The organism is Streptomyces sp. TP-A0874 (assembly GCF_001748085.1).
Classification (GTDB): Bacteria; Actinomycetota; Actinomycetes; order Streptomycetales; family Streptomycetaceae; genus Streptomyces.
Map to the genome: position 1 here is coordinate 61,271 of NZ_BBZK01000008.1, position 24,527 is coordinate 85,797.

21 protein-coding genes, 1 pseudogene and 1 riboswitch are annotated in these 24,527 nt (G+C 71.7%); of the genes and pseudogenes, 6 read left to right on the forward strand and 16 right to left on the reverse strand.

Annotation, left to right across the window (positions count from 1 at the left end; all coding sequences use genetic code 11):
- The first annotated feature begins 230 nt into the window (after window positions 1-230).
- Window positions 231-1,580 (forward strand): 4-aminobutyrate--2-oxoglutarate transaminase, encoded by a 1,350-nt coding sequence (gabT, locus tag BGP73_RS14715; protein WP_069814913.1) that lies wholly within the window; start codon window positions 231-233, stop codon window positions 1,578-1,580.
- A gap of 389 nt (window positions 1,581-1,969) precedes the next feature.
- Here gabT and BGP73_RS14720 read toward each other — a convergent pair whose 3' ends face one another.
- The 5 genes from BGP73_RS14720 to BGP73_RS14740 all read right to left on the reverse strand — a co-directional run bounded on the left by BGP73_RS14720 (window position 1,970) and on the right by BGP73_RS14740 (window position 6,805).
- The gene (locus BGP73_RS14720) at window positions 1,970-2,437 is read right to left on the reverse strand and encodes a hypothetical protein (RefSeq protein ID WP_069814914.1); all 468 of its coding nucleotides are present in this window, start codon (window positions 2,435-2,437) and stop codon (window positions 1,970-1,972) included.
- Between the two features lie 193 nt (window positions 2,438-2,630).
- Window positions 2,631-3,470: an ABC transporter permease gene (locus BGP73_RS14725; protein ID WP_069814915.1), complete on the reverse strand. Its 840-nt coding sequence runs from the start codon at window positions 3,468-3,470 to the stop codon at window positions 2,631-2,633.
- Window positions 3,467-4,381, reverse strand: coding sequence for an ABC transporter permease (locus BGP73_RS14730; protein WP_069814916.1), 915 nt, complete (start codon window positions 4,379-4,381; stop codon window positions 3,467-3,469). Before BGP73_RS14730 ends, BGP73_RS14725 begins: the two co-directional genes overlap by 4 nt.
- Window positions 4,378-5,511: an ABC transporter ATP-binding protein gene (locus BGP73_RS14735; RefSeq protein ID WP_069814917.1), complete on the reverse strand. Its 1,134-nt coding sequence runs from the start codon at window positions 5,509-5,511 to the stop codon at window positions 4,378-4,380. Before BGP73_RS14735 ends, BGP73_RS14730 begins: the two co-directional genes overlap by 4 nt.
- Before the next feature lie 46 nt (window positions 5,512-5,557).
- Window positions 5,558-6,805, reverse strand: coding sequence for a polyamine ABC transporter substrate-binding protein (locus BGP73_RS14740; RefSeq protein ID WP_069814918.1), 1,248 nt, complete (start codon window positions 6,803-6,805; stop codon window positions 5,558-5,560).
- A gap of 237 nt (window positions 6,806-7,042) precedes the next feature.
- Between BGP73_RS14740 and BGP73_RS14745 the strand changes: the two genes are divergently transcribed.
- Together BGP73_RS14745 and BGP73_RS14750 are read left to right on the forward strand one after the other, a co-directional pair.
- On the forward strand, window positions 7,043-8,077 hold the full coding sequence (locus BGP73_RS14745; RefSeq protein ID WP_069814919.1) for an adenosine deaminase: 1,035 nt from the start codon (window positions 7,043-7,045) through the stop codon (window positions 8,075-8,077).
- Entirely contained in the window at window positions 8,074-8,811 is a 738-nt protein-coding gene (locus tag BGP73_RS14750; RefSeq protein ID WP_079127536.1) for a glycerophosphodiester phosphodiesterase, read from the forward strand. Before BGP73_RS14745 ends, BGP73_RS14750 begins: the two co-directional genes overlap by 4 nt.
- Window positions 8,812-8,928: 117 nt before the next feature.
- Here BGP73_RS14750 and BGP73_RS14755 read toward each other — a convergent pair whose 3' ends face one another.
- Entirely contained in the window at window positions 8,929-10,368 is a 1,440-nt protein-coding gene (locus BGP73_RS14755) for a gamma-aminobutyraldehyde dehydrogenase (RefSeq protein WP_069814920.1), read from the reverse strand.
- 468 nt (window positions 10,369-10,836) lie between these two features.
- Between BGP73_RS14755 and BGP73_RS14760 the strand changes: the two genes are divergently transcribed.
- Window positions 10,837-11,589, forward strand: a complete 753-nt coding sequence (locus BGP73_RS14760) for an ABC transporter ATP-binding protein (protein ID WP_069814922.1) — start codon at window positions 10,837-10,839, stop codon at window positions 11,587-11,589.
- Window positions 11,571-12,767 carry a hypothetical protein gene (locus BGP73_RS14765; RefSeq protein ID WP_069814924.1) on the forward strand — a complete coding sequence of 399 codons (1,197 nt, stop codon included), beginning with the start codon at window positions 11,571-11,573 and terminating at the stop codon, window positions 12,765-12,767. The genes BGP73_RS14760 and BGP73_RS14765 overlap by 19 nt, the downstream gene beginning before the upstream one ends.
- A 107-nt stretch (window positions 12,768-12,874) precedes the next feature.
- On the opposite strand, the gene BGP73_RS14770 is transcribed toward BGP73_RS14765, so the two are convergent.
- From BGP73_RS14770 to rpsB, 9 genes are all read right to left on the reverse strand, one after another.
- A complete protein-coding gene (locus BGP73_RS14770) occupies window positions 12,875-13,924 on the reverse strand; it encodes an ABC transporter ATP-binding protein (RefSeq protein WP_069814926.1) in 1,050 nt (349 codons plus the stop codon).
- A gap of 1 nt (window position 13,925) precedes the next feature.
- Window positions 13,926-15,533: an ABC transporter permease gene (locus BGP73_RS14775; RefSeq protein ID WP_069815375.1), complete on the reverse strand. Its 1,608-nt coding sequence runs from the start codon at window positions 15,531-15,533 to the stop codon at window positions 13,926-13,928.
- 107 nt (window positions 15,534-15,640) lie between these two features.
- Window positions 15,641-16,732 (reverse strand): thiamine ABC transporter substrate-binding protein, encoded by a 1,092-nt coding sequence (locus BGP73_RS14780; protein ID WP_069814928.1) that lies wholly within the window; start codon window positions 16,730-16,732, stop codon window positions 15,641-15,643.
- A gap of 39 nt (window positions 16,733-16,771) precedes the next feature.
- Window positions 16,772-16,876, reverse strand: a riboswitch (TPP riboswitch).
- Between the two features lie 96 nt (window positions 16,877-16,972).
- A complete protein-coding gene (gene rlmN / locus BGP73_RS14785) occupies window positions 16,973-18,079 on the reverse strand; it encodes a 23S rRNA (adenine(2503)-C(2))-methyltransferase RlmN (protein WP_069814930.1) in 1,107 nt (368 codons plus the stop codon).
- 184 nt (window positions 18,080-18,263) lie between these two features.
- Window positions 18,264-19,352, reverse strand: coding sequence for a phosphatidate cytidylyltransferase (locus BGP73_RS14790; protein ID WP_069814932.1), 1,089 nt, complete (start codon window positions 19,350-19,352; stop codon window positions 18,264-18,266).
- The gene (gene frr / locus BGP73_RS14795; RefSeq protein WP_069815377.1) at window positions 19,352-19,909 is read right to left on the reverse strand and encodes a ribosome recycling factor; all 558 of its coding nucleotides are present in this window, start codon (window positions 19,907-19,909) and stop codon (window positions 19,352-19,354) included. Before frr ends, BGP73_RS14790 begins: the two co-directional genes overlap by 1 nt.
- A gap of 142 nt (window positions 19,910-20,051) precedes the next feature.
- A complete protein-coding gene (gene pyrH / locus BGP73_RS14800; RefSeq protein WP_069815378.1) occupies window positions 20,052-20,819 on the reverse strand; it encodes a UMP kinase in 768 nt (255 codons plus the stop codon).
- Between the two features lie 166 nt (window positions 20,820-20,985).
- Window positions 20,986-21,840, reverse strand: coding sequence for a translation elongation factor Ts (tsf, locus tag BGP73_RS14805; protein WP_069814935.1), 855 nt, complete (start codon window positions 21,838-21,840; stop codon window positions 20,986-20,988).
- Between the two features lie 80 nt (window positions 21,841-21,920).
- Complete coding sequence (gene rpsB / locus BGP73_RS14810) at window positions 21,921-22,808, reverse strand: 30S ribosomal protein S2 (RefSeq protein ID WP_069814936.1); 888 nt, start codon at window positions 22,806-22,808, stop codon at window positions 21,921-21,923.
- A 353-nt stretch (window positions 22,809-23,161) separates the two neighbouring features.
- Between rpsB and BGP73_RS14815 the strand changes: the two genes are divergently transcribed.
- Window positions 23,162-23,905: a M23 family metallopeptidase gene (locus BGP73_RS14815; protein ID WP_079127537.1), complete on the forward strand. Its 744-nt coding sequence runs from the start codon at window positions 23,162-23,164 to the stop codon at window positions 23,903-23,905.
- Here the strand turns inward: BGP73_RS14815 and BGP73_RS14820 are convergent.
- Window positions 23,905-24,441: pseudogene (locus BGP73_RS14820) on the reverse strand (TetR/AcrR family transcriptional regulator); the annotation flags it as partial. The gene BGP73_RS14815 and the pseudogene BGP73_RS14820 overlap by 1 nt on opposite strands.
- Window positions 24,442-24,527: the final 86 nt, after the last annotated feature.

Sequence of the window (24,527 nt, forward strand, 5' to 3'; positions counted from 1 at the left end):
GCGCCGCCGCGGACAACGTGACACGCCCAGCGCTACCGATCGGAGCATGCCTCCGACCGCCTGCCGGTCCTAGTGTCTGTCCTAGGACCACGGTGGTGGCCCCTCCCCATTGCCCGAGCCCGCCGCTCGCTCTCCGCCGTGGCACCCGGAAACAGGCAGCCGGCCTGTGCGGAGCGGCGGGGACGACTCGGGCGCCCGCCCCACACATCCCACGGATCACAGGAGAGCTCATGACAGCAACCGCCGGAGGCCCCTCGCTGCCGCAGGAGCGCCGCGTCGTCACCGCGATCCCCGGTCCGAAGTCCCAGGAGTTGCAGGCCCGCAGGTCCGCTGCGGTCGCCGCGGGTGTCGGATCCGTACTGCCGGTCTTCGCCGCCCGGGCTGGCGGCGGCGTGCTGGAGGACGTGGACGGCAACTCCCTGATCGACTTCGGCTCGGGCATCGCCGTCACCTCGGTGGGCAACAGCGCGGAGGCAGTGGTGCGCCGCGCCTCCGCCCAGCTCGCCGACTTCACCCACACCTGCTTCATGGTCGCCCCGTACGAGGGCTACGTGGAGGTCTGCGAGGAGCTCGCGAGGCTTACGCCGGGCGACCACCCGAAGAAGTCGGCGCTGTTCAACTCCGGGGCCGAGGCGGTGGAGAACGCGGTGAAGATCGCCCGCTCCTACACCCGGCGTCCGGCGGTCGTCGTCTTCGACCACGGCTACCACGGCCGGACCAACCTCACCATGGCGCTCACCTCGAAGAACATGCCCTACAAGCACTCCTTCGGGCCGTTCGCGCCGGAGATCTACCGGGCGCCGCTGGCCTATCCCTACCGCTGGCTGACCGGGCCCGAGCACTGTGCCGAGGAGGCTTCGGCCCAGGCGATCGACATGATCAACAAGCAGATCGGGGCGGAGAACGTCGCCGCGATCGTCATCGAGCCGCTGCTCGGCGAAGGCGGCTTCATCGAGCCTGCCAAGGGCTTCCTCCCGCGGCTGGCCGAGTTCGCCAAGGCCAACGGCATCGTGTTCGTCGCGGACGAGATCCAGTCCGGATTCTGCCGCACCGGCCAGTGGTTCGCCTGCGAGGACGAAGGCATCGTGCCGGACCTGGTCACCACCGCCAAGGGGATCGCGGGCGGACTGCCGCTGGCCGCGGTCACCGGACGTGCCGAGATCATGGACGCGGCCCACAGTGGCGGTCTGGGCGGCACCTACGGCGGCAACCCGGTGGCCTGCGCGGCGGCGCTGGGTGCCATCGAGACGATGCGGGAACTGGACCTGAACGCGAAGGCGCGGCGCATCGAGGAGGTCATGAAGCCGCGTCTCACCGCGATGCAGGAGAAGTACGAGGTGATCGGGGATGTCCGCGGGCGCGGTGCGATGATCGCCATCGAGCTGGTGCGGGCCGGTTCGAAGGAGCCCAACCCGGAGGCGACCGCGGCGCTCGCCAAGGCCTGCCACTCCCAGGGGCTGCTGGTGCTCACCACCGGCACCTACGGCAACGTCGTCCGCTTCCTGCCTCCGCTGGTCATCGGCGAGGACCTGCTCAACGAGGGGCTGGACATCCTCGACGGAGCCCTCGCCAACCTCTGAGCGACGGCCGGCCCGGCCGGTGAAGAATGTGTGCGGAGCTGATGGCGGACGGGTGATCCGGCTGTCCGCCCGGCCTCCCGTGACGTACGGTTCCCGCAGTTGAGAGGAACCTTTCGCCCGCAGGCGACTGCGGGCGAAGCCGGTTCGGGCGCCTCAAGTGCTCCGTCTCGGCCGTGCCCTCGCGCACATCACCGAACCCTCGGGTCCGGTACTCTCCGCCGATCGGACGGCCGCCCGCCCCACACCCCCCGGGGCGCGCGGTACGCCGGTCGCCATGACCGCCCTGGAACCTCCCCCCTGTTCCAGGGCGGTCGCTCTTTTCCCGAGCGTCCCGGCCTTCCGGCGCCTACCCCGGCGTCCCTCCGGTCGCTGAGGGCCGCGGCCGGTTTTCAGCTGCCCGCCGCCCGGGCCTGGGCGATCACCGCTGCCGCCTCGTGCATCGCCAACTCCAGCAGCACCGGATCGGTGAGCCGGCCGGAACCGTCCGGCGGCAGCAGCCAGCGCATGGAGCCGGCCGTGTACCCCGGGCGGGGAACGACGATCCAGGTGCCGCGTCCGGCACACCGCACCCCCGTGCCCAGCCAACGCTCCGCGGTGCCTGGCGGCACGAAGAAGCCCATCCGCCGCTGCCCGAAGTCGGCGAGCACCGGGCCGGGCCGCCGGTCGGGCTGCCCGGTGAGGACGTCGAACGTGGGATAGCCCAGCTCACCCGGGAGGATGAGCACGTCCCACAGCCGCCCCGCGGGCAGCAGCGCCACCCCCCGGGGATCACTCTCCCACTCCCGGCGGCACTCCGCTGGATCAGGAGCCGCCGAGCACAGCCACCCCAGCGCGTTCCGCTCCCCCGTGCCGTCCATGTACGTTCCCTCTTCCTCGACTCGCGCTGGTGACCACCCCGCTCGTCGAATCCGGCGCCGGTCTCGCGCCGGGTTCGACGGTGGGTACGGAGGAGAGGGCCGCAGGGACCACGCATTACGCGGCTTCGACCGAGGCCCGTGGTGATTCGGATCACAACCGGCGGTTCCCGGGAGGTTCGGGCAGGACCACCCGTCACAGCGGTCCACCACCGCCGGAGCCCCGCCCACCACGCGGCCTGAGGGCCACGCTGGACAGGGCGATCAGCAGCGCCACCACGAACATGGCGGTGCCGATCACATAGACCTGCACGGGGATGCCGCGCTGCGCCGCGCCCCACACGTACATGGGGAAGGTGACGGCCGCCCCCGAGTTGAAGTTGGTGATGACGAAGTCGTCGAAGGAGAGCGCGAAGCAGAGCAGCGCGCCGGCCCCGATACCGGGCGCCGCCGTCGGCAGGGTGACCCGGAGGAAGGTCTGCGGCAGCGAGGCGTAGAGGTCGCGGGCCGCCTCCTCAAGGTGCGGGTCCATGCCGGCCAGCCGTGCCTTGACGGCGACGACGACGAAGCTGAGCCCGAAGGTGATGTGGGCGATCAGGATCGTCGGCGCGCCGAACTCGATCCCCATGTTGAGGAACAGTGTCCCCAGCGAGGCACCCATCACCACCTCCGGCATCGCCATGGGCAGCAGGATCAGCGCGTTCGCGGCCGTCTTCCCCCGGAAGCGGTACCGGGTGACGGCGAAGGCGGTCAGCGTGCCGAGGACCGTCGCGGCGAGCGTGGCCCAAGCGGCGATCCGCAGGCTCAGGAGGAGTGAGTCGCACACCCCGGCGGCCGCGCAGGGGTGCGTCCAGGCATCGAGGGAGAACCGGCGCCACTGGTAGTTGTATCTGCCCTCGGGCTGGTTGAAGGACAGCGCCACCACCACGAGGTTGGGCAGGAGGAGGTAGGCGAGTCCGCCCATGGCGGCCACCACCACGAGGTTCCGCCGCAGCCGGCGGGCGAGTCCGGCGCCGCGCGCCCGGCCGTCCCTCATCGGACCTCCCCCGCGCGTGGTCCGCGGAGGTGGTGGGTCACCAGGGCGAGGACCACGACCATCAGGATGAGCGACACGGCCGCCGCCGTCGGATAGTCCAGCACCCTCAGGAACTGGCCCTGGATCACGTTCCCGATCATCTTCTGGTGTGCGGAACCGAGCAGTTCGGCGTTGATGTAGTCACCGGTGGCGGGGATGAAGGTGAGCAGACTGCCGGCGATGGCACCGGGAGCCGAAAGGGGCAGGGTCACCGTGCGGAACGCGGAGAGAGGTGTGGCGTACAGGTCGCCGGCCGCCTCCCTCAGCCGTCGGTCGATCCCGGCCAGTGAGGCGTAGAGCGGCAGCACCATCATCGGCAGATAGTTGTAGGACAGGCCGAGGATCACCGCCAGCGGGGTGGCGAGCACACGCTGGCCCGAGGTCAGCCCGACCCAGTCGGTGGCCTGCAGGAGGTGCGAGCTGCCCAGCAGGGTGACCACCGCACCGGAGTCGGCGAGGATCGTCCGCCAGGCCAGGGTGCGGATCAGGAAGCTGGTCAGGAAGGGCGCGATGACCAGCACGAGCAGGACGCGGCGCCAGCGGCCGGCCCGGAAGGCGATGGTGTAGGCCAGCGGGTAGCCGATCAGGAGGCAGAGCCCGGTGGCGGCGGCGGCGTAGAGGAGGGACCGCAGGAAGTGCGGGTGGTAGTCCAGCAGCGCCTGCCAGTAGGTCGCGGTGTGCCAGGTGACCTCGAAGCCCTCTTCGAGGGAGCCGGTCTGCAGGGAGGTGGAGGCCTGGTAGACCAGCGGTGCGACGAAGAAGACGAGCAGCCAGCAGGCTCCGGGCAGCAGCAGCCAGTAGGGAAGGAGACGGCTGGTGCGGGTCACCGGGGGGTCGGCCGGGCTGGTCGTCGGGGCGTCACCGCGCCTCATATGAGGTCCTCGGTGTCCGCTGCCGCGGGGTTGGGGACGTCGAGGCAGAAGGTGTGTTCCGGGCTCCAGTGCACGACCACCTCGGCACCGGGTGCCAGCCCCGGAGCGCCCTCCACGTTCTGCGCGTGGGCGGCGAGTTCGCCGGCGCTGGCGGTTTCGACGAGGTAGTGGGTGGTGGCGCCGAGGAAGCCGACGTCCGCGATCCGGCCGGAGAGCCGGTTCCGTCCGTCGGCCACCGCCCCCGCCTCGGCGACGGGGGTGAGGGTGACCTTCTCGGGCCGCACGCCGACCAGCACCCGCTCTCCGGTGGCGGCGCCCGGCGGCAGGGCGGTCGAGCGCAGGTCGGTGCCCGCGGCCCGCAGCAGCAGCTGCCCCCGCTCGGTACCGGCGGTCTCCGCCTCCAGGAGGTTGGAGGTGCCCAGGAAGTCGGCGACATAACCGGTGGCCGGGTTCTCGTAGAGCTCGACCGGGGAGCCCGACTGCTCGACCCGGCCCCGGTTCATGACCGCGATCCTGTCGGCGAGCGCCATCGCCTCCTCCTGGTCGTGGGTGACGTGGACGAAGGTGATACCGACTTCGGCCTGGATCCGTTTGAGTTCCAGCCGCATCCTGCGGCGCAGTCGCGGGTCGAGCGCCGCGAGCGGCTCGTCGAGCAGCAGCACCCGGGGGCGGTTGATCAGCGCCCGCGCCAGGGCGACCCGCTGCTGCTGGCCGCCGGAGAGTTGCTGCGGTCTGCGCCGGGCGCAGTCGCCGAGCTGGATGAGTTCGAGCATCTCCTCGACCTGGCGCTTCACCGACCTGACACCCCGGCGGCGGAGACCGAAGGCGACGTTCTCGAAGACGTCGAGGTGGGGGAAGAGCGCGTAGCTCTGAAAGACGGTGTTCACCGGCCGCCGGTGGGCGGGGAGATCGGTGATGTCCGCCTCTCCGAGCCGGACGGTGCCGGTGGTCGGCTCCTCCAGCCCCGCGATCATGCGCAGGGTGGTGGTCTTGCCGCAGCCGGAGGCGCCAAGGAGGGCGAAGAAGGAGCCGGCCGGCACGGTGAGATCGAGCGGGTGTACGGCGGTGTGGGAGCCGTAGGTCTTGCTGATCCCGGAGAGGCGGACGGTGCCGCCGGAGTTCTCGGTCATGGTTCTCTCTCCGGTGTGGCAGGGGTGGGCGCGGGGGCTGACGGGCTCAGGCGCCGATCAGCCGGGAGAACTTCTCCTCGAAGGCGCTCTCCTCGGCCGCGGAGAGCAAGCGGAACTCGTGGGCCTTCTCGGTCATCTCCCGGTCGGGGATGACGAGCGGATTCCGTGCCAGCTCGGGGTCGATCCGGGCGAGTTCCCCGCGTACCCCGTCGACCGGGCAGACGTAGCCGATGTAGGCGGCGACCCGGGCGGCGACCTCGGGCCGGTAGTAGTAGTCGATGAGCCGCTCGGCGTTCGCCTGGTGCCGCGCCCCGTCGGGGACGAGGAGGTCGTCGGAGGCGAGCAGGTAGCCGGCGTCCGGAACGGCGTAGCGGACATCGGGGTTGTCCTGCTGAAGTTGCAGGAGGTCCCCGGCCCAGGCCAGACAGGCGGCGATGTTGCCCCGGTTGAGGTCGTCGAGGTAGTCGTTGCCCGTGAAGCGCCGGATCTGGCCTCGGTCGACGGCGCCCTGGAGGCGGTCCAGCGCGGCGTCGAAGTCCTCGGCGTCGAAGCTCTCGGGCTCCGTTCCCATGTCGAGGAGGGTCAGCCCGACGGTGTCGCGCATCTCGGTGAGCAGGGCGACCCGCCCCTTGAGCCGGGGGTCGGTGAGCAGTTGGTCGACGGAGGTCACCTGCCGGCCGCCGGTCGCGCTCAGGTTGTAGGCGATGACCGTCGGCACCCCCTGCCATGGGTAGGAGTGGGCGCGTCCGGGATCCCACCCGACGGTGCGGAAGGGTGCCGCGAGGTTGGCGAAGGCGGTGGGCAGGTTGGCGGGGTCGAGCCTGCGGGCCCAGCCCAGCCGGATCAGCCGGCCGGCCAGCCAGTCGGTCACGCAGATCAGGTCCCGCCCGGTGGGGCGGCCGGCTGCGAGCTGGGGTTTGAGTTTCCCGAAGAACTCGACGTTGTCGTTGATGTCCTCGGTGTAGGTGACTTCGATCCCGGTGTCCCGGCCGAAGGCCTCCAAGGTCGGCCTGCTCCGACCGTCCTCGCCGGTGTCGATGTACTCGGTCCAGTTGGACCAGACGACCTTCTTCTCGCCGCTGGAGTGGTCCTCGCCCGCGTTCCCGGCGGTTTCGGCCCGGCCGGCCGGCGGGATGCCGCAGCCGGCGAGGGCCCCCAGTGCCGCGGCGGTGAGGGCGCCGCCTCCGGCCCGCCACAGCGAACGGCGGCTGAGGGCGCCTCGTCCGCTGGTCACCGTCCGCCGGATGGCGGCGATCTGAGCCTCCGAGAGCTCCCCCGTGTCCTCGCCGTGCATCGCTGTCCGTCCTTCGCCGGTCGTGCGGCCCGCGCGGGCCCCGTCCTGACTCCGCGGCTCCGGGGGACGGCCGCGGGCGGACACCCGCCGACGAGCCGGGGCGGTTGGTCCGCCGCCCCTCCCCCAGGTCCCGGGTGATCCTCCCCCATGGCCGCTCCCGGACCGCTCCCGCCCCCGCCTACGATGAAGCCCGCGCACCTCGACCACGAGAACCGCACACCACCGCGAGGGAGTCCCATGACCGATCTGCAGCGCTTCATCGCCGGGCTGCCCAAGGCGGAGCTCCACGTCCACCACGTCGGTTCTGCGTCGCCGCGGATCGTCACCGAGCTCTCCGCCCGGCACCCGAAGTCCAAGGTGCCGACCGACCCGGAGGCGATCGCGGAGTTCTTCACCTTCCGGGACTTCGCGCACTTCGTGGAGATCTACCTCTCGGTGGTGGATCTGATCCGCACGGCCGATGACGTGCGGCTGCTCACCTTCGAGGTCGCCCGGGACATGGCGCGGCAGAACATCCGCTACGCGGAGCTGACCGTCACGCCGTTCAGTTCGACCAGGCGCGGGATTCCTGACATCGCCTTCGTCGAGGCGATAGAGGACGCGCGGAAGGCCGCCGAGACCGAGCTGGGCGTGGTGCTCCGCTGGATCTTCGACATCCCCGGCGAGGCGGGACTGCCCGCCGCCGAGGAGACCGCGCGGATCGCGCTGGAGGTGCCCTGCGAGGGGTTGGTCGGCTTCGGCCTGGGCGGCCCGGAGATCGGTGTGGACCGCCCCCAGTTCAAGCCCTACTTCGACCGGGCCATCGCCGCCGGCCTGCACAGCGTGCCGCACGCGGGCGAGACCACCGGCCCGCAGACGGTCTGGGACGCGCTGACCGCCCTGCGCGCCGAACGCATCGGCCACGGCACGAGCGCGCCGCAGGATCCCCGCCTGCTCGCCCACCTCGCCGAGCACCGGATACCGCTGGAGGTGTGCCCCACCTCCAACCTGGCCACCCGAGCCGTCCCGGACCTCGACCGGCACCCGCTGCGGGAGATGGTGGAGGCGGGCGTGCTGGTGACGATCAACAGCGACGACCCGCCGATGTTCGGCACCGACCTGTGCCGCGAGTACGGCATCGCCGCTCGGCTGCTCGGTCTGGACGAGGCGGGGGTCGCGGAGCTGGCGAAGAACGCCGTGCGGGCCTCTTTCCTCGACCCGGCCGGCAAGGCGGAGCTCACCGCGGAGATCGACCGGTACACCGCGGCCTGGTCACCGGCGACGGCGGGATGACCGACCACCGGCACTCCCCCCGGGACGGCGCCGCCGGCTGGCTGCCGAACAGGCGGCCCTGCACCGCCGTCGGCCACCGGGGCTTCCCGTACCGGGCCGTGGAGAACACCCTGCCCTCGCTCCGGGCCGCGCTGGCCGCCGGAGCGGACTCCGTCGAGGTCGACGTCCGGCTCACCCGGGACGGGGTGCCGGTGCTGCTGCACGACCGCACCCTGCGCCGGCTGTGGGGCCGCGACCGACCGCTGTCCGCGGTGCGGCTGGCGGAACTCCGCGAGCTGACGGGCTGTGGGGTTCCCACGCTGCGGGCAGCCCTGTCCGCGGTCCGGGAATCGCCGACGGCGCGCCTGCTGGTGGATCTCCCCGACGAGTCGGCCGTCCGGCGGACACTGGGGGAGGTCCGGGACGCCGGCGCGGCCGACCGGGTGTACTACTGCGGGGCGGGGACGGCGCTCCTCGCGGTGCGTGCGCAGGACCCGGCCGCCGAGACGGCCATCACCTGGACGCGTGGCGTCCCGCCGCCTCCGGCGCTGCTGGCGGCGGTGCGTCCGCGCTGGGTCAACTACCGCTTCGGCCTGCTCAGCAGCTCCCTGGTGGAGCGGGCCCACGCCGACGGACTGCTCGTCTCGGCCTGGACCCCCGACACCCGGTACGCGATGTCCCGCCTGCTGCGCCAGGGCGTCGACTCCGTCACCACCAACCGGATCGACTGCCTGCTCCGCCTGCTCCCCCGCTGAGCCGTGGAAACCGGCGGCGGGCCCGGGAGGTGGCTCCTCCCGGGCCCGCGGTGCGGCCCTTTCCTGCTGTTCGCCTCGCGGGGTGCGGCTGGTCGGCCACGCCCGGCAGCGGCGGGGTCAGTCCTCCAGCGAGGTCATCACGTGCTTGATGCGGGTGTAGTCCTCAAGGCCGTAGGCGGAGAGGTCCTTGCCGTAGCCGGACTTCTTGAAGCCGCCGTGCGGCATCTCGGCGACGAGCGGGATGTGGGTGTTGATCCACACGCAACCGAAGTCCAGCGCCTTGGACAGCCGCATCGCTCGGGCGTGGTCCTTGGTCCACACCGAGGAGGCAAGGGCGTAGTCGACGTCGTTGGCGTACTCGACGGCCTGCGCCTCGTCGGTGAACTTCTGCACGGTGATGACCGGGCCGAAGACCTCGTTCTGGATGATCTCGTCCTGCTGCCGCAGCCCCGAGACGACCGTCGGGGCGTAGTAGTAGCCCTGGTCGCCCACCCGGTGCCCGCCGACCTCGACCTTGGCGTGGTCCGGCAGCCGCTCGATGAAGCCGCCCACCTTGGCCAACTGGTCCGCGTTGTTGAGCGGGCCGTAGAGGACGTCCTCGTCGTCCGGCCGTCCGGTCTTGGTGTCCGCCGCGGCCTTGGCCAGCGCCGTCACGAACTCGTCGTGGATCGACTCGTGCACCAGCACCCGGGTGGCCGCGGTGCAGTCCTGACCCGCGTTGAAGAACCCGGCCTCGGTGATGCCGCCGACCGCCTTGGCGATGTCGGCGTCCTGGAAGACGACGACCGGCGCCTTGCCGCCCAGTTCGAGGTGGACCCGCTTGAGGTCCTTCGAGGCGCTCTCCGCGACCTGCATCCCGGCCCGCACCGAACCGGTGATGGAGGCCATCGCCGGAATCTCGTGCTCGACCATCATCCGGCCGGTGTCGCGGTCTCCGCAGATGACGTTGAAGACCCCCTTCGGCACGATGGAGCCGATGATCTCGGCGAAGAGCACCGTGGACGCCGGTGTCGTGTCCGACGGCTTGAGGACGACGGTGTTGCCGGCGGCCAGCGCCGGGGCGAACTTCCAGACGGCCATCAGCATCGGGTAGTTCCAGGGGGCGACCTGGGCGCAGACGCCCACCGGCTCGCGCCGGACCATGGAGGTCAGGCCCTCCATGTACTCTCCGGCGGAGCGGCCCTCCAGCATCCGTGCGGCACCGGCGAAGAACCGGATCTGGTCGAGCATCATCGGGATCTCCTCGGACCGGGTGAGTCCGAGCGGCTTGCCGGTGTTCTCCGACTCCACCGCGATGAGTTCCTCGGCCCGCTCCTCGAAGGCGTCCGCGATCTTGAGCAGGGCACGCTGCCGCTCGCCGGGCACCAGGTCCCGCCACGCCGGGAAGGCCGCCTCGGCCGCGGCCATGGCCGCGTCGACGTCGGCGGCGCCGGACAGCGGGGCGGTGGCGTAGGCCTCGCCGGTAGCCGGGTTGATGACCTCCGTGGTCCGTCCGTCGGCGGCGTCCCGGAACTCCCCGTCGATGTAGTTGCGCAGACGACGCAGCTCAGTGGTCACTGGGCCACCCCTCCTTAGATGTCCAAAGATTGAGACAACCACACCCTACGGGCTATCCCCCGGTCTCCGGCAGGCGTTCGAAGACCGGGGCAGCGCACGGGCGCTCGCCCGGGGTTCGGCACAGCCTTCGTCCACGGCCGTTTGCCGTACAACATCGGTTGATAGGACCTCCATTAGAAGGAACCTGCGGAGTCCAGCCCCCGACCCGGCCTCATCGGGCCGCTCCACTCTCTACGGTTCCTGTGACCGATCGACCTCGAAAGCGTTCGCCCCGCCAGGGCAACGACCACGGGCTGTCCCGTCATCCCTGGTGGACGGCGCACGGCGTCGGATGCGGCGCGCCGCAAGGCGGAGGGATGCCCCGGTACGCCCCGCGGCCGGAGCTCCCGACGGGTGCGGTGAGGTACCGCCTCCCGCGTCGCGCGCCTGCCAGGACGAAGGGACAGCCCCTAGCGGAGGTGCTCGACGATGGTGTCCCCGCCCGAACCGGACCACGACCAGTTCCGGGCACAGTCCCTGAACTACGCCTACGGCGGCTTCCCGGCGCTCAGCGATGTCTCGATCAGCGTCCGGGAGGGCGAGGTGCTCGCCGTCTGCGGACCCCGCGGCAGCGGCAAGACCACCCTGCTCCAGTGCCTCGCCGGTCAACTGCTGCCGGCTGAGGGCGGCGAGATCTGGTTGGCGGACATCCCGCTGCACGCCCTCAGCGCGTCCGCTCGGGAGCGGGTGCGCCGGGAGCACTTCGGCTGGATCGACACCGATCCGCAACTCGTCCCCGAGCTGAACGGCTGGGAGAACGCCGCCCTGCCGCTGCTGATGCGCGGGGTGGGCCACGGGGCCGCCAAGGCCGTGGCCCTCGAATGGCTGGAGCGGCTCGACATCGGCGGATGCGCTCGGAAGCGGCCAGCCGCCCTCCTGCACGGCCAGCGGCAGCGCATCGCCGTCGCCCGGGGGCTCTGCGCCGAGCCGACCGTGCTCTTCGCCGACGACCCCACCGCCCGGCTGCACCGCACCGACGGGGTACATGTGCTGCGGACCATGCTGGCCGCCGCCCGCTCGCACGGCATCACCGTGCTGCTGGCCACCCACGACCCCGAGGCAGCGGCGCACGCGGACCGCACTCTCCGGCTCATCGACGGCCGTTCCGGCGAGGCGGCGGCACCTCCGCCGGCCGTGCCCGAATCAGCGGAGGGCAGGCCGGCGTGCTCGCTCTCCGTCTAGCCCGGGGCGCGCGCCCGCTGGCGCTGCTGCGCGCGCTGCTCGTCGCCGCGGCGGCCGGCGGCGTCGGCTTCCTGCTGCTCAGCAGCGTGGGCCACGCCATGGCGCATCCGGGCGACACCGACGGTTCGATTCTGCGACTGCTGTGGTGTCTGGTGCCGCTGGCGGCAGTGGTGCAGTTGGCGTCGGCGATGGCCCGAACGACCGCGGCCGGCCGGCCCGGGCGCGGACTGGCCGCGGCCGGGCTGGGGCCGGTGCGGCTCGCCCTCCTCGGTGCCGTCTCGACCGCCCTGTTCTGCACCCTGGGCAGTGTGTCGGCGCTGCTCGCCTTCCTCTTCCTCCGCGGAGACCTCGGGTTCGGGGCCATGAGCGGCTCCGCGGAGGAGTTCCTGGGCAGCAACCGACCACTGCCGCTGGCCGCCTCCCTGACGCTGCTCGCCGCGGTGCCGCTGCTCGCCTCCGCCGGGGCCGCCCTGACCGTGCGCTCGGCTCCGCCGCGGTCGCCGGCCGGCCGCGGGGCGGCTCCCACCGGGGCGCCGGTGGCCGGCCGTGGCCCCTCCGAGAGCCGGCTGCCTGCCGCGCTGCCGTGGGGCACGGCGGTGACGGCGGCCGGGCTGGCACTCGGCGCCTACGCCTACAGCTCCGCTCTCGCTGCCGCGCCCCACGGCCGGGTGGAGAACATCCCGCCGGGCCTGGTCGGCGGCTGGGTGCTCATCACCTTCGGGCTGGCCATCGCCTGCCCCGGCCTCGCCCACGTCTGCGGCCGACTGGTCGCGGCCGGCCGGCCAGGGGCGACGCGCCTGTTGGCCGGCCGGGTGCTCCAGGAGGAGGCGCAGCGGATCGGCCGTCCGCTCGGGGTGCTCTGCTCGGTGGCCGCCGCCGGGATCGCGGCGAGCAGGTTCCGCCAGGCCACGTCGACGCCCACCACCGCCCAGGACTGGGGGCCGCTCGCCGCGCTCGGTGCCGGGCTGGTGCTGGCCTGCGCGCTCGTCACCGTCCTGACCGCGGTGGCGGAGTCCAGGGCGTCCCGAGACCACACGACCTCGGCGCTACGGCGGATCGGCGCCCCCGCCGCGCTGCTCCGGCGTGCGGCGGCGCTCCGCGCGGCGGTGCTGCTGGCGGTGCTGGCACCCACCACCTGGGGCATCGCCGAGCTGGCCACCATGCCGCTGAACCGCTGAACCGCTGGGCCACTGAGCCGGTGAGCTGCTGAGGCGTGGTCTCGCCGCACACCTCGGCTACGGACGGTCACCGTTCCACCAGGGGCGTCCTCGCGGGACGAGCGTTCTCAGACCGCCGAGGACGGGCCCGCCCCGCCCAGGACGACGACGTCCTCCGCGGCGAAGGCGACCCCGACCAGTTCCCCGGTCTCGGGCGCCGCCGGCAACGCGCACACGGCCTCCAACGGCGGCTCCGCCGTAGCGGGCTGGAGCCGCAGGGCGACGTGGTCGCCCTGGAAGGTGCGGGCGGTCACCGTACACGGCAGGCCCTCGGCGGGCGGCACCAGGCGCACCCCCGTGGGCCGGATCAGCAGCCGGCACCCACCGGCCGGGGTGCCCTCGGGGACCGGAACCTTGCCCCACGGTGTGGCCGCCTGGGGACCGGACACCTCCGCGGTGACCACGTTCTCGAAACCGAGGAAGCGGGCCACGAACTCGTCCGCGGGCTGCCGCCACACCTCCAGCGGGCTGCCGGTCTGCGCGATCCTCCCGTCCTGCATCACCACCACCCGGTCGGCCAGCGCGAAGGCCTCTCCCTGATCGTGGGTGACGGCGAGGACCGTGGTACCCAGCCGCCGGAAGAGCGTGCGCAGCTCCACCACCAGGTGCTCCCGCAGCCTCCGGTCCAACTGGCCGAGCGGCTCGTCGAGCATCAGCACCCGGGGCTCGGGGGCCAGCGCCCTCGCCAGCGCCACCCGCTGCTGCTCGCCGCCGGAGAGGGCGTCGACAGTCCGCCGCCCGGCGCCCGGCAGACCCACCATGTCGAGCAGCGAGTCCACACGGCGCGCCCGCTCGGCCGAGGGCACCTTGCGCATCCGGAGCCCGAAGGCGACGTTGCCGGCCACATCGCGATGCGGGAAGAGCTGGTGGTCCTGGAACATCAGCCCCACCCCGCGCCGGTGCGCCGGTACCCCGCTCTGGTCCCGGCCGGTCAGCACCACCCGCCCGGTGTCGGCCTGCTCCAACCCCGCGACGACCCGCAGCAAGGTCGACTTGCCACTGCCGCTCGGCCCCAACAGGCAGACCGTCTCGTGCTCTGCCACCGAGAGGTCCACACCGTCCAGGGCGACCCGGTCTCCGAAGCGCACGGACACCTTTTCCAGCCGCAGCAGCGCCATGTCAGAACTCCCCGGAACGGTTGACGTCGATACGTTCGAGGGCCAGCAGGGCAGCCGCGCATACCAGCATCAGCAGGGTGCTCAGCGCCATCGCCTGGCCGTAGTTGGTCGCCCCGGCCCGTCCCAGCAGCCGGGCCACCGCCACCGGCAGCGTGGGGCTGTCGGCCCGGGCGATGAACACCGTGGCGCCGAACTCGCCCAGCGAGACCGCGAACGCGAAGCCCGCGGCCACCAGCACGGCCCTCCGCACCATCGGCAGCTCCACCTCTCGCCAGGCGCGCAGCGGGGAGGCGCCCAGCACTGCGGCGGCCTCCCGCAGCCGGCCGTCGACGGCCCGCAGCACCGGCAGCATGGTGCGCACCACGAACGGCACCCCGATCAGCGCCTGCGCCAGCGGGACCAGCAGCCAGGAGGAGCGCAGGTCCAGCGGCGGCTTGTCGAGGGTGATCAGGAAGCCGAAGCCGACGGTCACCGCGGAGGTGCCCAGCGGCAGCATCAGCAGCGCGTCGAACCCGCGCACCAGCCTGCCGGCGCGCCGGGTGAGCGCCGCCGCGGCCAAACCGCCGACCAGCAGCGCGATCACCGTGGCCACCGCGGCGTACCCGAGCGAGTTGGCGATCGCCTCCAGCGGCGGGACCAGGAACGTACCGCCGTCGGTGGAGGCGAGCGCCCGGTAGAACCACAGCCCGTAGCCCTCCGGGCCGTGCAGCGACCGTTCGACGAGCACGCCCAGCGGCAGCAGGAGCAGCAGGGCCATCACGGAGACGTTGCCGAGCACGAGTGTCCAGGCCGCCCAGCCGCGCGGTCGGCGGGCCGTCCCCGCGGCGTCCACCAGGCGCAGCTCGCTCTCCCGGCGGCGCACGGTCCTGGCGTGGAACAGCAACAGCGCCGCCACCGCCGCGAACTGCACCAGGGTGAGGACCGCCGCCGTCGGCAGCGCCAGCAGCTGTGCGGTCTGCCGGTAGATCTCCACCTCCAGCGTGGCGTAGCCCGGGCCGCCCAGGATCTGCACCACCCCGAAGGAGGTGAAGGTGAAGAGGAAGACCATCAGTGCGGCGGCGGCCACCGCGGGCGCCAGCGCCGGCAGGGTGATCCTGGTCCAGGCCGCGAGCCGGCCGGCTCCCAGCACCCGGGCCGCCTCCTCCTGCCGCGGGTCGAGCTGCGCCCAGAGCCCGCCCACCGTGCGGACCACCACCGCGTAGTTGAAGAACACGTGGGCGAGCAGGATCGCCCATACGGTGGTGTCGAGCCGTACGCCCCACAGCTCGTCGAGCAGCCCGCCGCGCCCGAGCAGGCCCAGGAAGGCCGAGCCGACGACGACGGTAGGGAGCACGAACGGCACCACCACGACCGCCCGGAGCAGCCGCTTGCCGGGGAAGTCGAAGCGGGCGAAGACATAGGCGCCCGGCAGTGCGACAGCCAGTGTCAGGGCAGTGGACGCCACCGCCTGCCAGCAGGTGAACCAGAGCACGTGGAGGACGTCCGGATCGGTCAGCACCTCCCCGACCCGGCCCAGTCGCCACTCTCCGCCCTCGCGCAGGCCGCGTCCGACGATGGCGGAGACGGGGTAGCCGAAGAACACCGCGAAGAAGGCGACCGGAACCGCCATCAGCGCCAGCCGCAGCGCGGTACTGGAGATCTTCTTCGGCTCCCGGCGGACACCGGGGAGCCGCCGTCCCCCGGTGCCCGCCGGGCCCGCCCCCTGGGGGCGGCCGGTCACTTCCGGACGAGCGAGGACCACGTCTTGACCCACTGCTCCCGGTGCTCGGCGATCTTCTCGGGGGCCAGGGTGGCCGGCTCCTCCACGGTCGCGCCGTACTTGGTGAACAGCTCGGGAAGCTCGGCGTCCTGCCGTGCCGGGTGGACGAACATCTGCATCGGCACGTCCTCCTGGAACTCCTTGCTGAGCAGGAAGTCCAGCAGCTTCTTACCGCCCTGCTCGTTCTTCGCGCCCTCCAGCAGGCCGGCGAACTCGATCTGGCGGAAGCAGGTGCCGGTCGCCACTCCGGTGGGTCCCTCTTCGGCCTCCGGCTCGAGGTCCATCGCCTCGGCAGGCGGGCTGGAGGCGTACGAGACCACCAGCGGCCGGTCGCCCTTGCCCGTGCCGCCCGCCGAGCCCGAGAAGCGGTCGTTGTAGGCCTGCTCCCAGCCGTCGACGACCTCCACGCCGTTGGCCTGGAGCTTCTTCCAGTAGTCCGGCCAGCCGTCCTCGCCGTACTCGGCGACCGTGCCGAGCAGGAAGGCCAGCCCTGGCGAGGAGGTGGCGGCGTTCTCGGTGACCAGCAGGTTCTTGTACTCGGGCTTGACCAGGTCGGCGAAGCTCTCCGGTGGTGCCAGCTTCTTTTCGGCGAAGTACTTCCGGTCGTAGTTCACGCAGATGTCACCGGTGTCGATCGGGGTGACCCGGTGGCGGTCGCCGTCCAGCCGGAGCGCCTCGGGAACGCGGTCGAGGTCCCGGGCCTCGTAGGGCGCGAAGACGTCGTTCTCCAGGGCCCGGGAGAGCAGGGTGTTGTCCACCCCGAAGAACACGTCGCCCGGCGGATTCCCCTTCGCCAGGATCGCCTGGTTCAGCGCCGATCCCGCGTCTCCGGCCCGCGCTATCTCCACCTGGTAGCCGGTCTCGTCGGTGAACTCCTTCAGCACGTCCTCCGAGACGGCGAAGGAGTCATGGCTGACGAGCGTGACGGTCTTCTTCTTGGAGCCGCCTGCTGCGGAGTCCTCCGATTCCCCGCAGGCGGCGAGCGCGGTGAGCCCGAGCGCGCCGGCCACGAGCGCGGCCACGGTTCTGCTCCGGTTCTGGATGGTCATGACTGGGTGCCTCCCATGGCGTGGGCAGGGCACGGCAGCTCGAGGTTGGGACCGAACTCCCTACGCCGGTACTACCCGGTTCAGGTTCTAGGGTCTGCGGCCGGTGCCGCACTCTCAGCGCTGTGCGCTCCCCTGTCGGAATGTTTACTGTTCGACAGTTTTGCTCTGAGCCTACCCCGAGCCCGCCGTCCGCGTTCAAGAGGCCCGGTTCCGGGGGCCGGTGCTACGGCCGGAGGCCGCTCAGCGCTCCGCGGCAGCGAGTTGCCCGCAGGCTCCGTCGATCTCCTGCCCCCGGGTGTCCCGCACCGTGACCGGCACCCCATGCGCTTCCAGCGCCGCGATGAAGGCCTTCTCGTCCTCGGGGCGGGAGGCCGTCCACTTCGACCCGGGCGTGGGGTTCAGCGGGATCAGGTTGACGTGCACCCGGCGGTTCTTGAGCAGCCGGCCCAACCGGTCACCGCGCCACGCCTGGTCGTTGATGTCCCGGATCAGCGCGTACTCGATGGAGATCCGGCGGCCCGACTTGTCCGCGTACTCCCAGGCCGCGTCCAGGACCTCCCGGACCTTCCAGCGGGTGTTCACCGGCACCAGGGTGTCGCGAAGTTCGTCGTCCGGCGCGTGCAGGGAGACCGCGAGCCGGCAGCTGAAGCCCTCGTCGGCGAAGCGCAGCATCGCGGGGACGAGCCCCACGGTGGAGACGGTGATGCCGCGCTGGGAGAGCCCCAGGCCGTCCGGCTCCGGGTCGGTGAGCCGGCGGATCGCGCCGACCACCCGGTTGTAGTTGGCGAGCGGCTCACCCATCCCCATGAAGACGATGTTCGACAGCCGGGCCGGTCCGCCCGGGATCTCGCCGTCCCGCAGCGCCCGCATCCCGTCGACGATCTGGTGCACGATCTCGGCCGTCGAGAGGTTCCGGTCGAGGCCGGCCTGACCGGTGGCGCAGAACGGGCAGTTCATACCGCAGCCGGCCTGGGAGGAGACGCACATCGTGACCCGGTCCGGGTAGCGCATCAGCACCGACTCGACCAGCGTCCCGTCGAAGAGCCGCCACAGCGTCTTCCGGGTGGTGTCCTCATCGCAGCTGATGTGCCGCACCACGTTCATCAGGTCCGGCAGCAGCTCGGCCGCCAGTTTCTCCCGGGAGGCCGCGGGGACGTCGGTCCAGTCGCCCGGCTCGGCCGAGTAGCGGGCGAAGTAGTGGCGGGAGATCTGGCCGGCGCGGAACGGCTTCTCGCCGATCGCGGCGACGGCCTCCCGGCGCTGGGCGGGGGTGAGGTCGGCGAGGTGGCGCGGGGGCTTCTTGGCACCGCGCGGCACGGCGAAAGTGAGTTCTCCGGGCTTAGGCATGGTGCAACCAGTCTCGCAGATGCCCGGTGGTGGCCGACCCCGCTCCGTCGACAGCGGTGGGGACCTGGACTGGTCCCGGCCGTCCGCAGGTCGGGGTGTTCGTGGGGCAGCGGGCCCGGGAGCCGTGCCGAAGAGCGTCCGCCGCCCGGCCGCGACTGCGGCCGGGCGGCGCGCGGTGCCGTGCTCAGCCGGAGCCGACGAAGAGCACCAGGAGCAGCCAGGCGATCGGCGCGGTCGGCAGCAGCGAGTCGAGCCGGTCCATGATCCCGCCGTGGCCCGGCAGCAGGGTTCCCATGTCCTTGATGCCCAGATCCCGCTTGATCATGGATTCGCCGAGGTCGCCGAGGGTCGCGCTGGCCGCGACGGCGAGCCCAAGCAGCACGCCCTGCCACCAGCTGCCGCCGTCGATCAGGAAGTGCACGCACAACGCGCCGGCGGCCATCGCGAAGGAGACCGCCCCGATGAGCCCCTCGCGGGTCTTGCCGGGGCTGATCCGGGGGGCGAGCTTGCGCTTGCCGAAGCGCCAGCCGACCGCGTAGGCGCCGGTGTCGCTGACCACCGTCAGTATCAGGAAGGTCAGCACCCGCCAGGCGCCGTCCTCGGCCGCGAGCATGAGCGCGACGAAGGTGGCCAGGAACGGCACGTAGAAGAGGGCGAAGACCCCGGCGGTGACATCCCGCAGGTACTCCTCCGGCGGTTGCGCCATCCGCCAGACGAGCACCGCCAGCGCGGTGAGCGCCATCGCCACCCAGGCTCCGGTGGCACCGAGCACGTAGCCGGCCGCCACCATCGCCGCGCCCCCGGCCGCGAGCGGCACCAGCGGCGCCCGGATGCCCTTCTTCTCCCGCAACCGGGAGGTCAGTTCCCAGAGTCCGACGACCACCGCAAGGACGATGACGCCGAGGAAGACGTCCTTCACGAAGAAGAGCGAGGCCACGATGACGGCGCCGAGTCCCACTCCCACCGCGATGGCCGAGGGCAGGTCCCGGCCTGCTCGCTTGCCTTTCCCCGGGGAACGTTCCCGGGCCGCGCTCCGCTGTTCCGGCGGCCGTTCCCCCTCGTCCCGCCGCGCACCGCCGACCGGGGAGCCGCTCGGTGCGGCCCTCCCCCGGTCTGGGTCGTCCTGGTCTCCGGCTGCTCCGGGCGCGGTGGGCATGTGCCGAGTCTGCGCCGCCTGCCCTACCGGGTGTGCGGGACCCGCCGAGGCATCCCCCTGGTCGGGCGGTCCCCAGTAGTCGGCGTGCGGTGGGGCGCCCGAGGAAGAGTGGTTCATCAGACCTCGAGCAGCTCGGCTTCCTTGTGCTTGAGCAGCTCGTCCACCTGCGCGACGTACTTCGCGGTGGTGTCGTCGAGCTCCTTCTCCGCGCGGCGGCCCTCGTCCTCGCCGACCTCGCCGTCCTTGACGAGCCGGTCGATGCTCTCCTTGGCCTTGCGCCGGACGCTGCGGATCGAGATCTTCGAGTCCTCGGCCTTGTTCCGGGCGACCTTGATGAACTCCTTGCGGCGCTCCTGGGTGAGCTCCGGGAACACCACCCGGATGATGTTCCCGTCGTTGCTCGGGTTGACCCCGAGGTCCGAGTCCCGGATCGCCTGCTCGATGTTGCGGAGCGAGGACTTGTCGAACGGTGTGACCACGGCCATCCGCGGCTCCGGTACCGAGAACGACGCCAACTGGTTGATCGGGGTCAGCGCACCGTAGTACTCGGCCACGATCTTGTTGAACATCGCCGGGTGCGCACGGCCGGTGCGGATCGCGGCGAAGTCCTCCTTGGCGACCACGACGGCCTTTTCCATCTTCTCCTCGGCCTCGAGGAGGCTCTCTTCGATCACCACTTGCTCCTGGTGTTATCGGTAAGCAGAGACTCGCCCCTGCGCGCGTCTACTCCTGCACGGTGTCGGACCGGCAGGCGATTGTCCATCCCCGAACGCGGTCTTCCCCCACGGGGAAGGCTCCATGTGCGGAGAGAGTGCATCAGCTCCGAGCCCCTTGATCGCTCACGAGCGTGCCGATCTTCTCACCCTTCACCGCGCGGGCGATGTTCCCCTCGGCCAGAAGCTCGAAGACGAGGATGGGCAGCTTGTTGTCCATGCAGAGGGTGATGGCGGTGGCATCGGCCACCTTGAGGCCCCGGGTGATGACCTCGCTGTACTCGAGTGCGTCGAACCGCACGGCGTCGGGGTTGGTCCGGGGGTCGGAGTCGTACACCCCGTCAACGCCGTTCTTGCCCATGAGCAACGCCTGGGCGTCGATCTCCAGGGCGCGCTGCGCCGCGGTGGTGTCGGTGGAGAAGTAGGGCATGCCCATGCCCGCTCCGAAGATCACCACACGGCCCTTCTCCAGGTGCCGCACCGCCCGCAACGGGATGTAGGGTTCGGCGACCTGACCCATGGTGATGGCCGTCTGGACCCGGGAGTCTATTCCCTCCTTCTCCAGGAAGTCCTGGAGAGCGAGGCAGTTCATGACCGTCCCGAGCATGCCCATGTAGTCGGAACGGGCCCGGTCCATGCCGCGCTGCTGGAGTTCCGCGCCGCGGAAGAAGTTGCCCCCACCGATCACGACGGCCAGCTCCGCGCCGTCGCGGACCACGGCCGCGATCTCGTGGGCCATCTTGTGGACGACGTCGGGGTCGACCCCTAGCCCCCCTCCGCCGGCGAACGCCTCACCGGACAGCTTCAGCATGAAGCGGCGGGGTTTGCCGCCATGATCGCTCGTATCGCCCCTGTCGGCGCCCTGATTCATGGAGATCTCCTCGTGCGCATGCGAGGAGGCCATTGCCGGATCGGGTCCTGCTGATCCCTGTGCGGCAATGGCCTCCTCGTCACATCTGCGGTCGTCCGACGCGTAGGCGGTGACTTCCACCCGACCCTGACGGGCCCCGGGCGCAACCGCTGTCGCGGTTACGGACTCAGGCGCCGACCCGGAAGCGCGCGAAGCGCTTCAGCGTGACACCGGCCTCGTCCAGAACCTTCTGGACCGTCTTCTTGTTGTCCTTGGCGAACGCCTGCTCGAGCAGCACGTTCTCCTTGAAGAAGCCGGTCACCCGGCCCTCCACGATCTTCGGGAGGGCCTGCTCCGGCTTGCCCTCCTCGCGCGCGGTGGCCTCGGCCACCCGCCGCTCGTTCTCGACCGTCTCCTGGTCGATCTGGTCCCGGGAGAGGAACTTCGGGCCGAACGCGGCGATGTGCTGCGCCACGTCCTTCGCGACCGCGGCGGCGTCCTCGTCGGAGGCGCCCTGCTTGTCCAGCTCGACCAGGACACCGACCTGCGGCGGCAGGTCGGGGCTGGTGCGGTGCATGTAGGCGGCGACGTAGCCGTCGGTGAACTGGGCGAACCGGTCGAGGACGATCCGCTCGCCGAGGGTCGCGTTGGCCTCGTCCACGTAGGCCTGGACGGTCTTGCCGGCCTCGATCTCGGAAGCGAGCAGCGCCTCGATGTCCGCGGGAGCGCTCTTGGCCACGTGCGCGGCGAGCGCGTCGGCGACGGCGATGAACTTGTCGCCCTTGGCGACGAAGTCCGTCTCGCACTTCAGCTCCAGCAGCACGCCGGAGCTGTTGTCGGCCGGGATGAGGCAGACGACGGCGCCGTTCTCGGCGCTGCGGCCCTCTCGCTTGGCCACACCCTTCTGGCCCTTGACGCGCAGGATCTCAACGGCCTTGTCGACGTTGCCGTCGGCCTCGTCCAGCGCCTTCTTGCAGTCCATCATGCCGGCGCCGGTGAGCTCCCGGAGCTTCTTGACGTCGGCGGCGGTGAAGTTCGCCATGGTCTGTCAGTCTCTTCTCGAAAGTCGTAGGTCTACGGGCGGGACGGCGGGGGCGGCCACCCCCGCCGTCCGCAGACGTATCAGGCCTGCTCGGTGCCGACGGCCGGGGCTTCGGCGGGGGGCTGCTGCTCAGCCTCGGGCGCGGCGGGCTGCTCGGCCTCGGCGGCGGGCTCCTCCTCCGCCTTCTTGGCTTCGCCGCCCTCCAGCAGGTCGCGCTCCCACTCGGCCAGCGGCTCGCCGGCCTTCTCGCCCGGCTTCTGGTCGCCGGCGGCGGCGCCGGAGCGGGCGATGAGGCCCTCGGCGACGGCGTCGGCGATCACGCGGGTGAGCAGGGTGACGGAGCGGATCGCGTCGTCGTTGCCCGGAATCTTGTAGTCGACCTCGTCCGGGTCGCAGTTGGTGTCCAGGATCGCGACCACCGGGATGTGGAGCTTGCGCGCCTCACCGACGGCGATGTGCTCCTTCTTGGTGTCGACGATCCAGACGGCGCTGGGCACCTTCTGCATCTCCCGGATGCCGCCGAGCGTCTTCTCCAGCTTGGCCTTCTCCCGGGACAGGACCAGGAGCTCCTTCTTGGTGAGGCCGGAGGCGGCCACGTCCTCGAAGTCGATCTGCTCGAGTTCCTTCAGGCGCTGGAGGCGCTTGTAGACGGTCGAGAAGTTGGTGAGCATGCCACCCAGCCAGCGCTGGTTGACGTACGGCATCCCGACCCGGGACGCCTGCTCGGCGATGGCCTCCTGGGCCTGCTTCTTGGTACCGACGAACATGATGGAGCCGCCGTGCGCGACGGTCTCCTTGACGAACTCGTAGGCGCGGTCGATGTACGACAGCGACTGGAGCAGGTCGATGATGTAGATGCCGTTGCGCTCGGTGAAGATGAAACGCTTCATCTTCGGGTTCCAACGGCGGGTCTGGTGTCCGAAGTGGACGCCGCTCTCGAGCAGCTCCCGCATCGTGACTACGGCCATGGCCGCACTCCTTGACATACTCGGTTCCACTGCGGCCGGTCGACCGCTGTGCCTGACGCCCCGGTGCGCGCTGTGCCCCGGACTGCTGACCGGGGACCGAGGAGCGCGGCCGCCGTACTGCTCCCGGAGAATCGCTTCTCGGGTGACGGCGGCGGGGCGTGCGAAGTCGATCCGGGGCCCGGATCGCCACCAGAAGTGTAAGGGACGGGCGAACCGCCGGGCGACACACGGCTCCGGGCAAAATCAAGAGCCGGGAAGGGCCACAACCGGTCAAGTTATCCACAACTCGCCGGTAGTCCACAGATTCGCTTGAGCGTCGCACCGACCAGGCCACCGGCTGCCATCGTCACTCCATGCGACGAACCATGAGCGCCGTCGCCGTGCTCGGCGCGGTGGCGGTCGGCCAGCTCTCCCCGCCGGGGGTCTGGTCGGACGGTTCCCGGAGGCTCCCGGCCCCGGTGGCGGCGACGGCCGCGGAGGACTCTGGAGCGCCCTACACCGCCCACCGCGGCTCCGACGGCCACGGAGGCCGGGCCCCGGCTCTCCCGGCCCCGCCGGAGGAGCCGGGACCGCGAGCCTGGCCGGTGACCGGGACGTCGGCCGGCCGGCCCCAGTTGCTCGGGGCGTGGCGTCCGCCACCCTCCCCCTATGCCGCTGGGCACCGCGGGGTGGATTTGGCGGCCCGCCCGGGCCAGCCAGTACGCGCGGCGGCTGCCGGCCGGGTGTCCTTCGCCGGGAGCGTGGCCGGGCGGGGCGTGGTCTCCGTCGAGCTCTCCGGCACCGGCACTCCCCCACTGCGGGTGACCTACCAGCCGGTCGTACCCGAGGTGCGGGAGGGAGAGCGGGTGGCGGCCGGAGAACGCGTCGGAGTCCTGGGGCCGGGGCCCTATCACTGCGCCTCCGGTTGCCTCCACTGGGGACTGCTGCGCGGCGCGCGCTACCTCGATCCGCTCTCGCTGCTCCCGCCCTGGATGCTGCTCGGCTCCCCGCCGAGGCTGCTCCCCGTCTACGGCGTTCCGGAGCCCTCGTCGGCGGAGCCCACGGACGAGGTCGCCGGATCGGGCGCCCCGCCCTCCGGGAGCGGCCCGGCCCCCTGACCCCGGACCCCCCGCAGCGCCATCGCCACCGTGGCCGCGACGATCTCCTCCGGCTCCTCGGCCGCACCGAGCTCGATCCGCCGCACCGCCGCGTCGACGAGCCCCTGGAGCAGCATCGCCGACAGCCTCGGCTGTGGCTGCCCCAGCTCGGCGAGAGCCTCGACGACCATGGCGATCAACCCGCCGTGGGCGGCCCGGATCTTCTCCCGGGCGCCGGGCTCCAGCTCACCGGCGGAGATCGCGACCACGGCGCGGTGTCGCCGGTCGCCGACGAGTGCGAGCTGCTGCCGCACGTACGCCTCGATCTTCTCCTCCGCGCTCTCCACCCGCTCCATCGCGCCTTCGACCTCGGCCGCCCAGACCGGGAAGTCGACGGCGCAGAGCTCCTCGACCACCGCCGCCCGGGAGCGGAAGTACTCGTATACCGAGGACCGGGCGAGGCCGGTTCGCTGGGCCAGGGCGGGGAAGGTCAGCGCCTCCTTGCCGCCCTCGGACAGGAGGGAGCGGGCAGCGTCCAGCAGGGCGCCGCGCTGCATGGTCCGGTGCTCGGCCACTGAGGCCGCTCGAATCCTGGGCACCTCACCACTCTACGAAGGCGTCGGCGGCCTTAGCGACCCATCCC

What these genes read in the sequence shown, in the direction of transcription:
- BGP73_RS14730 (WP_069814916.1), bottom strand. Translation starts at nt 4,381, where the DNA reads ATGAGGCGCGGTGACGCCCCGACGACCAGCCCGGCCGACCCCCCGGTG.
- BGP73_RS14780 (WP_069814928.1), bottom strand. Translation starts at nt 16,732, where the DNA reads ATGACCATCCAGAACCGGAGCAGAACCGTGGCCGCGCTCGTGGCCGGC.
- BGP73_RS14790 (WP_069814932.1), bottom strand. Translation starts at nt 19,352, where the DNA reads ATGAACCACTCTTCCTCGGGCGCCCCACCGCACGCCGACTACTGGGGA.
- BGP73_RS14720 (WP_069814914.1), bottom strand. Translation starts at nt 2,437, where the DNA reads ATGGACGGCACGGGGGAGCGGAACGCGCTGGGGTGGCTGTGCTCGGCG.
- rlmN (WP_069814930.1), bottom strand. Translation starts at nt 18,079, where the DNA reads ATGCCTAAGCCCGGAGAACTCACTTTCGCCGTGCCGCGCGGTGCCAAG.
- BGP73_RS14725 (WP_069814915.1), bottom strand. Translation starts at nt 3,470, where the DNA reads ATGAGGGACGGCCGGGCGCGCGGCGCCGGACTCGCCCGCCGGCTGCGG.
- BGP73_RS14775 (WP_069815375.1), bottom strand. Translation starts at nt 15,533, where the DNA reads ATGGCGGTTCCGGTCGCCTTCTTCGCGGTGTTCTTCGGCTACCCCGTC.
- pyrH (WP_069815378.1), bottom strand. Translation starts at nt 20,819, where the DNA reads ATGAATCAGGGCGCCGACAGGGGCGATACGAGCGATCATGGCGGCAAA.
- BGP73_RS14760 (WP_069814922.1), top strand. Translation starts at nt 10,837, where the DNA reads ATGGTGTCCCCGCCCGAACCGGACCACGACCAGTTCCGGGCACAGTCC.
- BGP73_RS14740 (WP_069814918.1), bottom strand. Translation starts at nt 6,805, where the DNA reads ATGCACGGCGAGGACACGGGGGAGCTCTCGGAGGCTCAGATCGCCGCC.
- gabT (WP_069814913.1), top strand. Translation starts at nt 231, where the DNA reads ATGACAGCAACCGCCGGAGGCCCCTCGCTGCCGCAGGAGCGCCGCGTC.
- BGP73_RS14815 (WP_079127537.1), top strand. Translation starts at nt 23,162, where the DNA reads ATGCGACGAACCATGAGCGCCGTCGCCGTGCTCGGCGCGGTGGCGGTC.
- BGP73_RS14735 (WP_069814917.1), bottom strand. Translation starts at nt 5,511, where the DNA reads ATGACCGAGAACTCCGGCGGCACCGTCCGCCTCTCCGGGATCAGCAAG.
- BGP73_RS14750 (WP_079127536.1), top strand. Translation starts at nt 8,074, where the DNA reads ATGACCGACCACCGGCACTCCCCCCGGGACGGCGCCGCCGGCTGGCTG.
- tsf (WP_069814935.1), bottom strand. Translation starts at nt 21,840, where the DNA reads ATGGCGAACTTCACCGCCGCCGACGTCAAGAAGCTCCGGGAGCTCACC.
- BGP73_RS14745 (WP_069814919.1), top strand. Translation starts at nt 7,043, where the DNA reads ATGACCGATCTGCAGCGCTTCATCGCCGGGCTGCCCAAGGCGGAGCTC.
- rpsB (WP_069814936.1), bottom strand. Translation starts at nt 22,808, where the DNA reads ATGGCCGTAGTCACGATGCGGGAGCTGCTCGAGAGCGGCGTCCACTTC.
- BGP73_RS14770 (WP_069814926.1), bottom strand. Translation starts at nt 13,924, where the DNA reads ATGGCGCTGCTGCGGCTGGAAAAGGTGTCCGTGCGCTTCGGAGACCGG.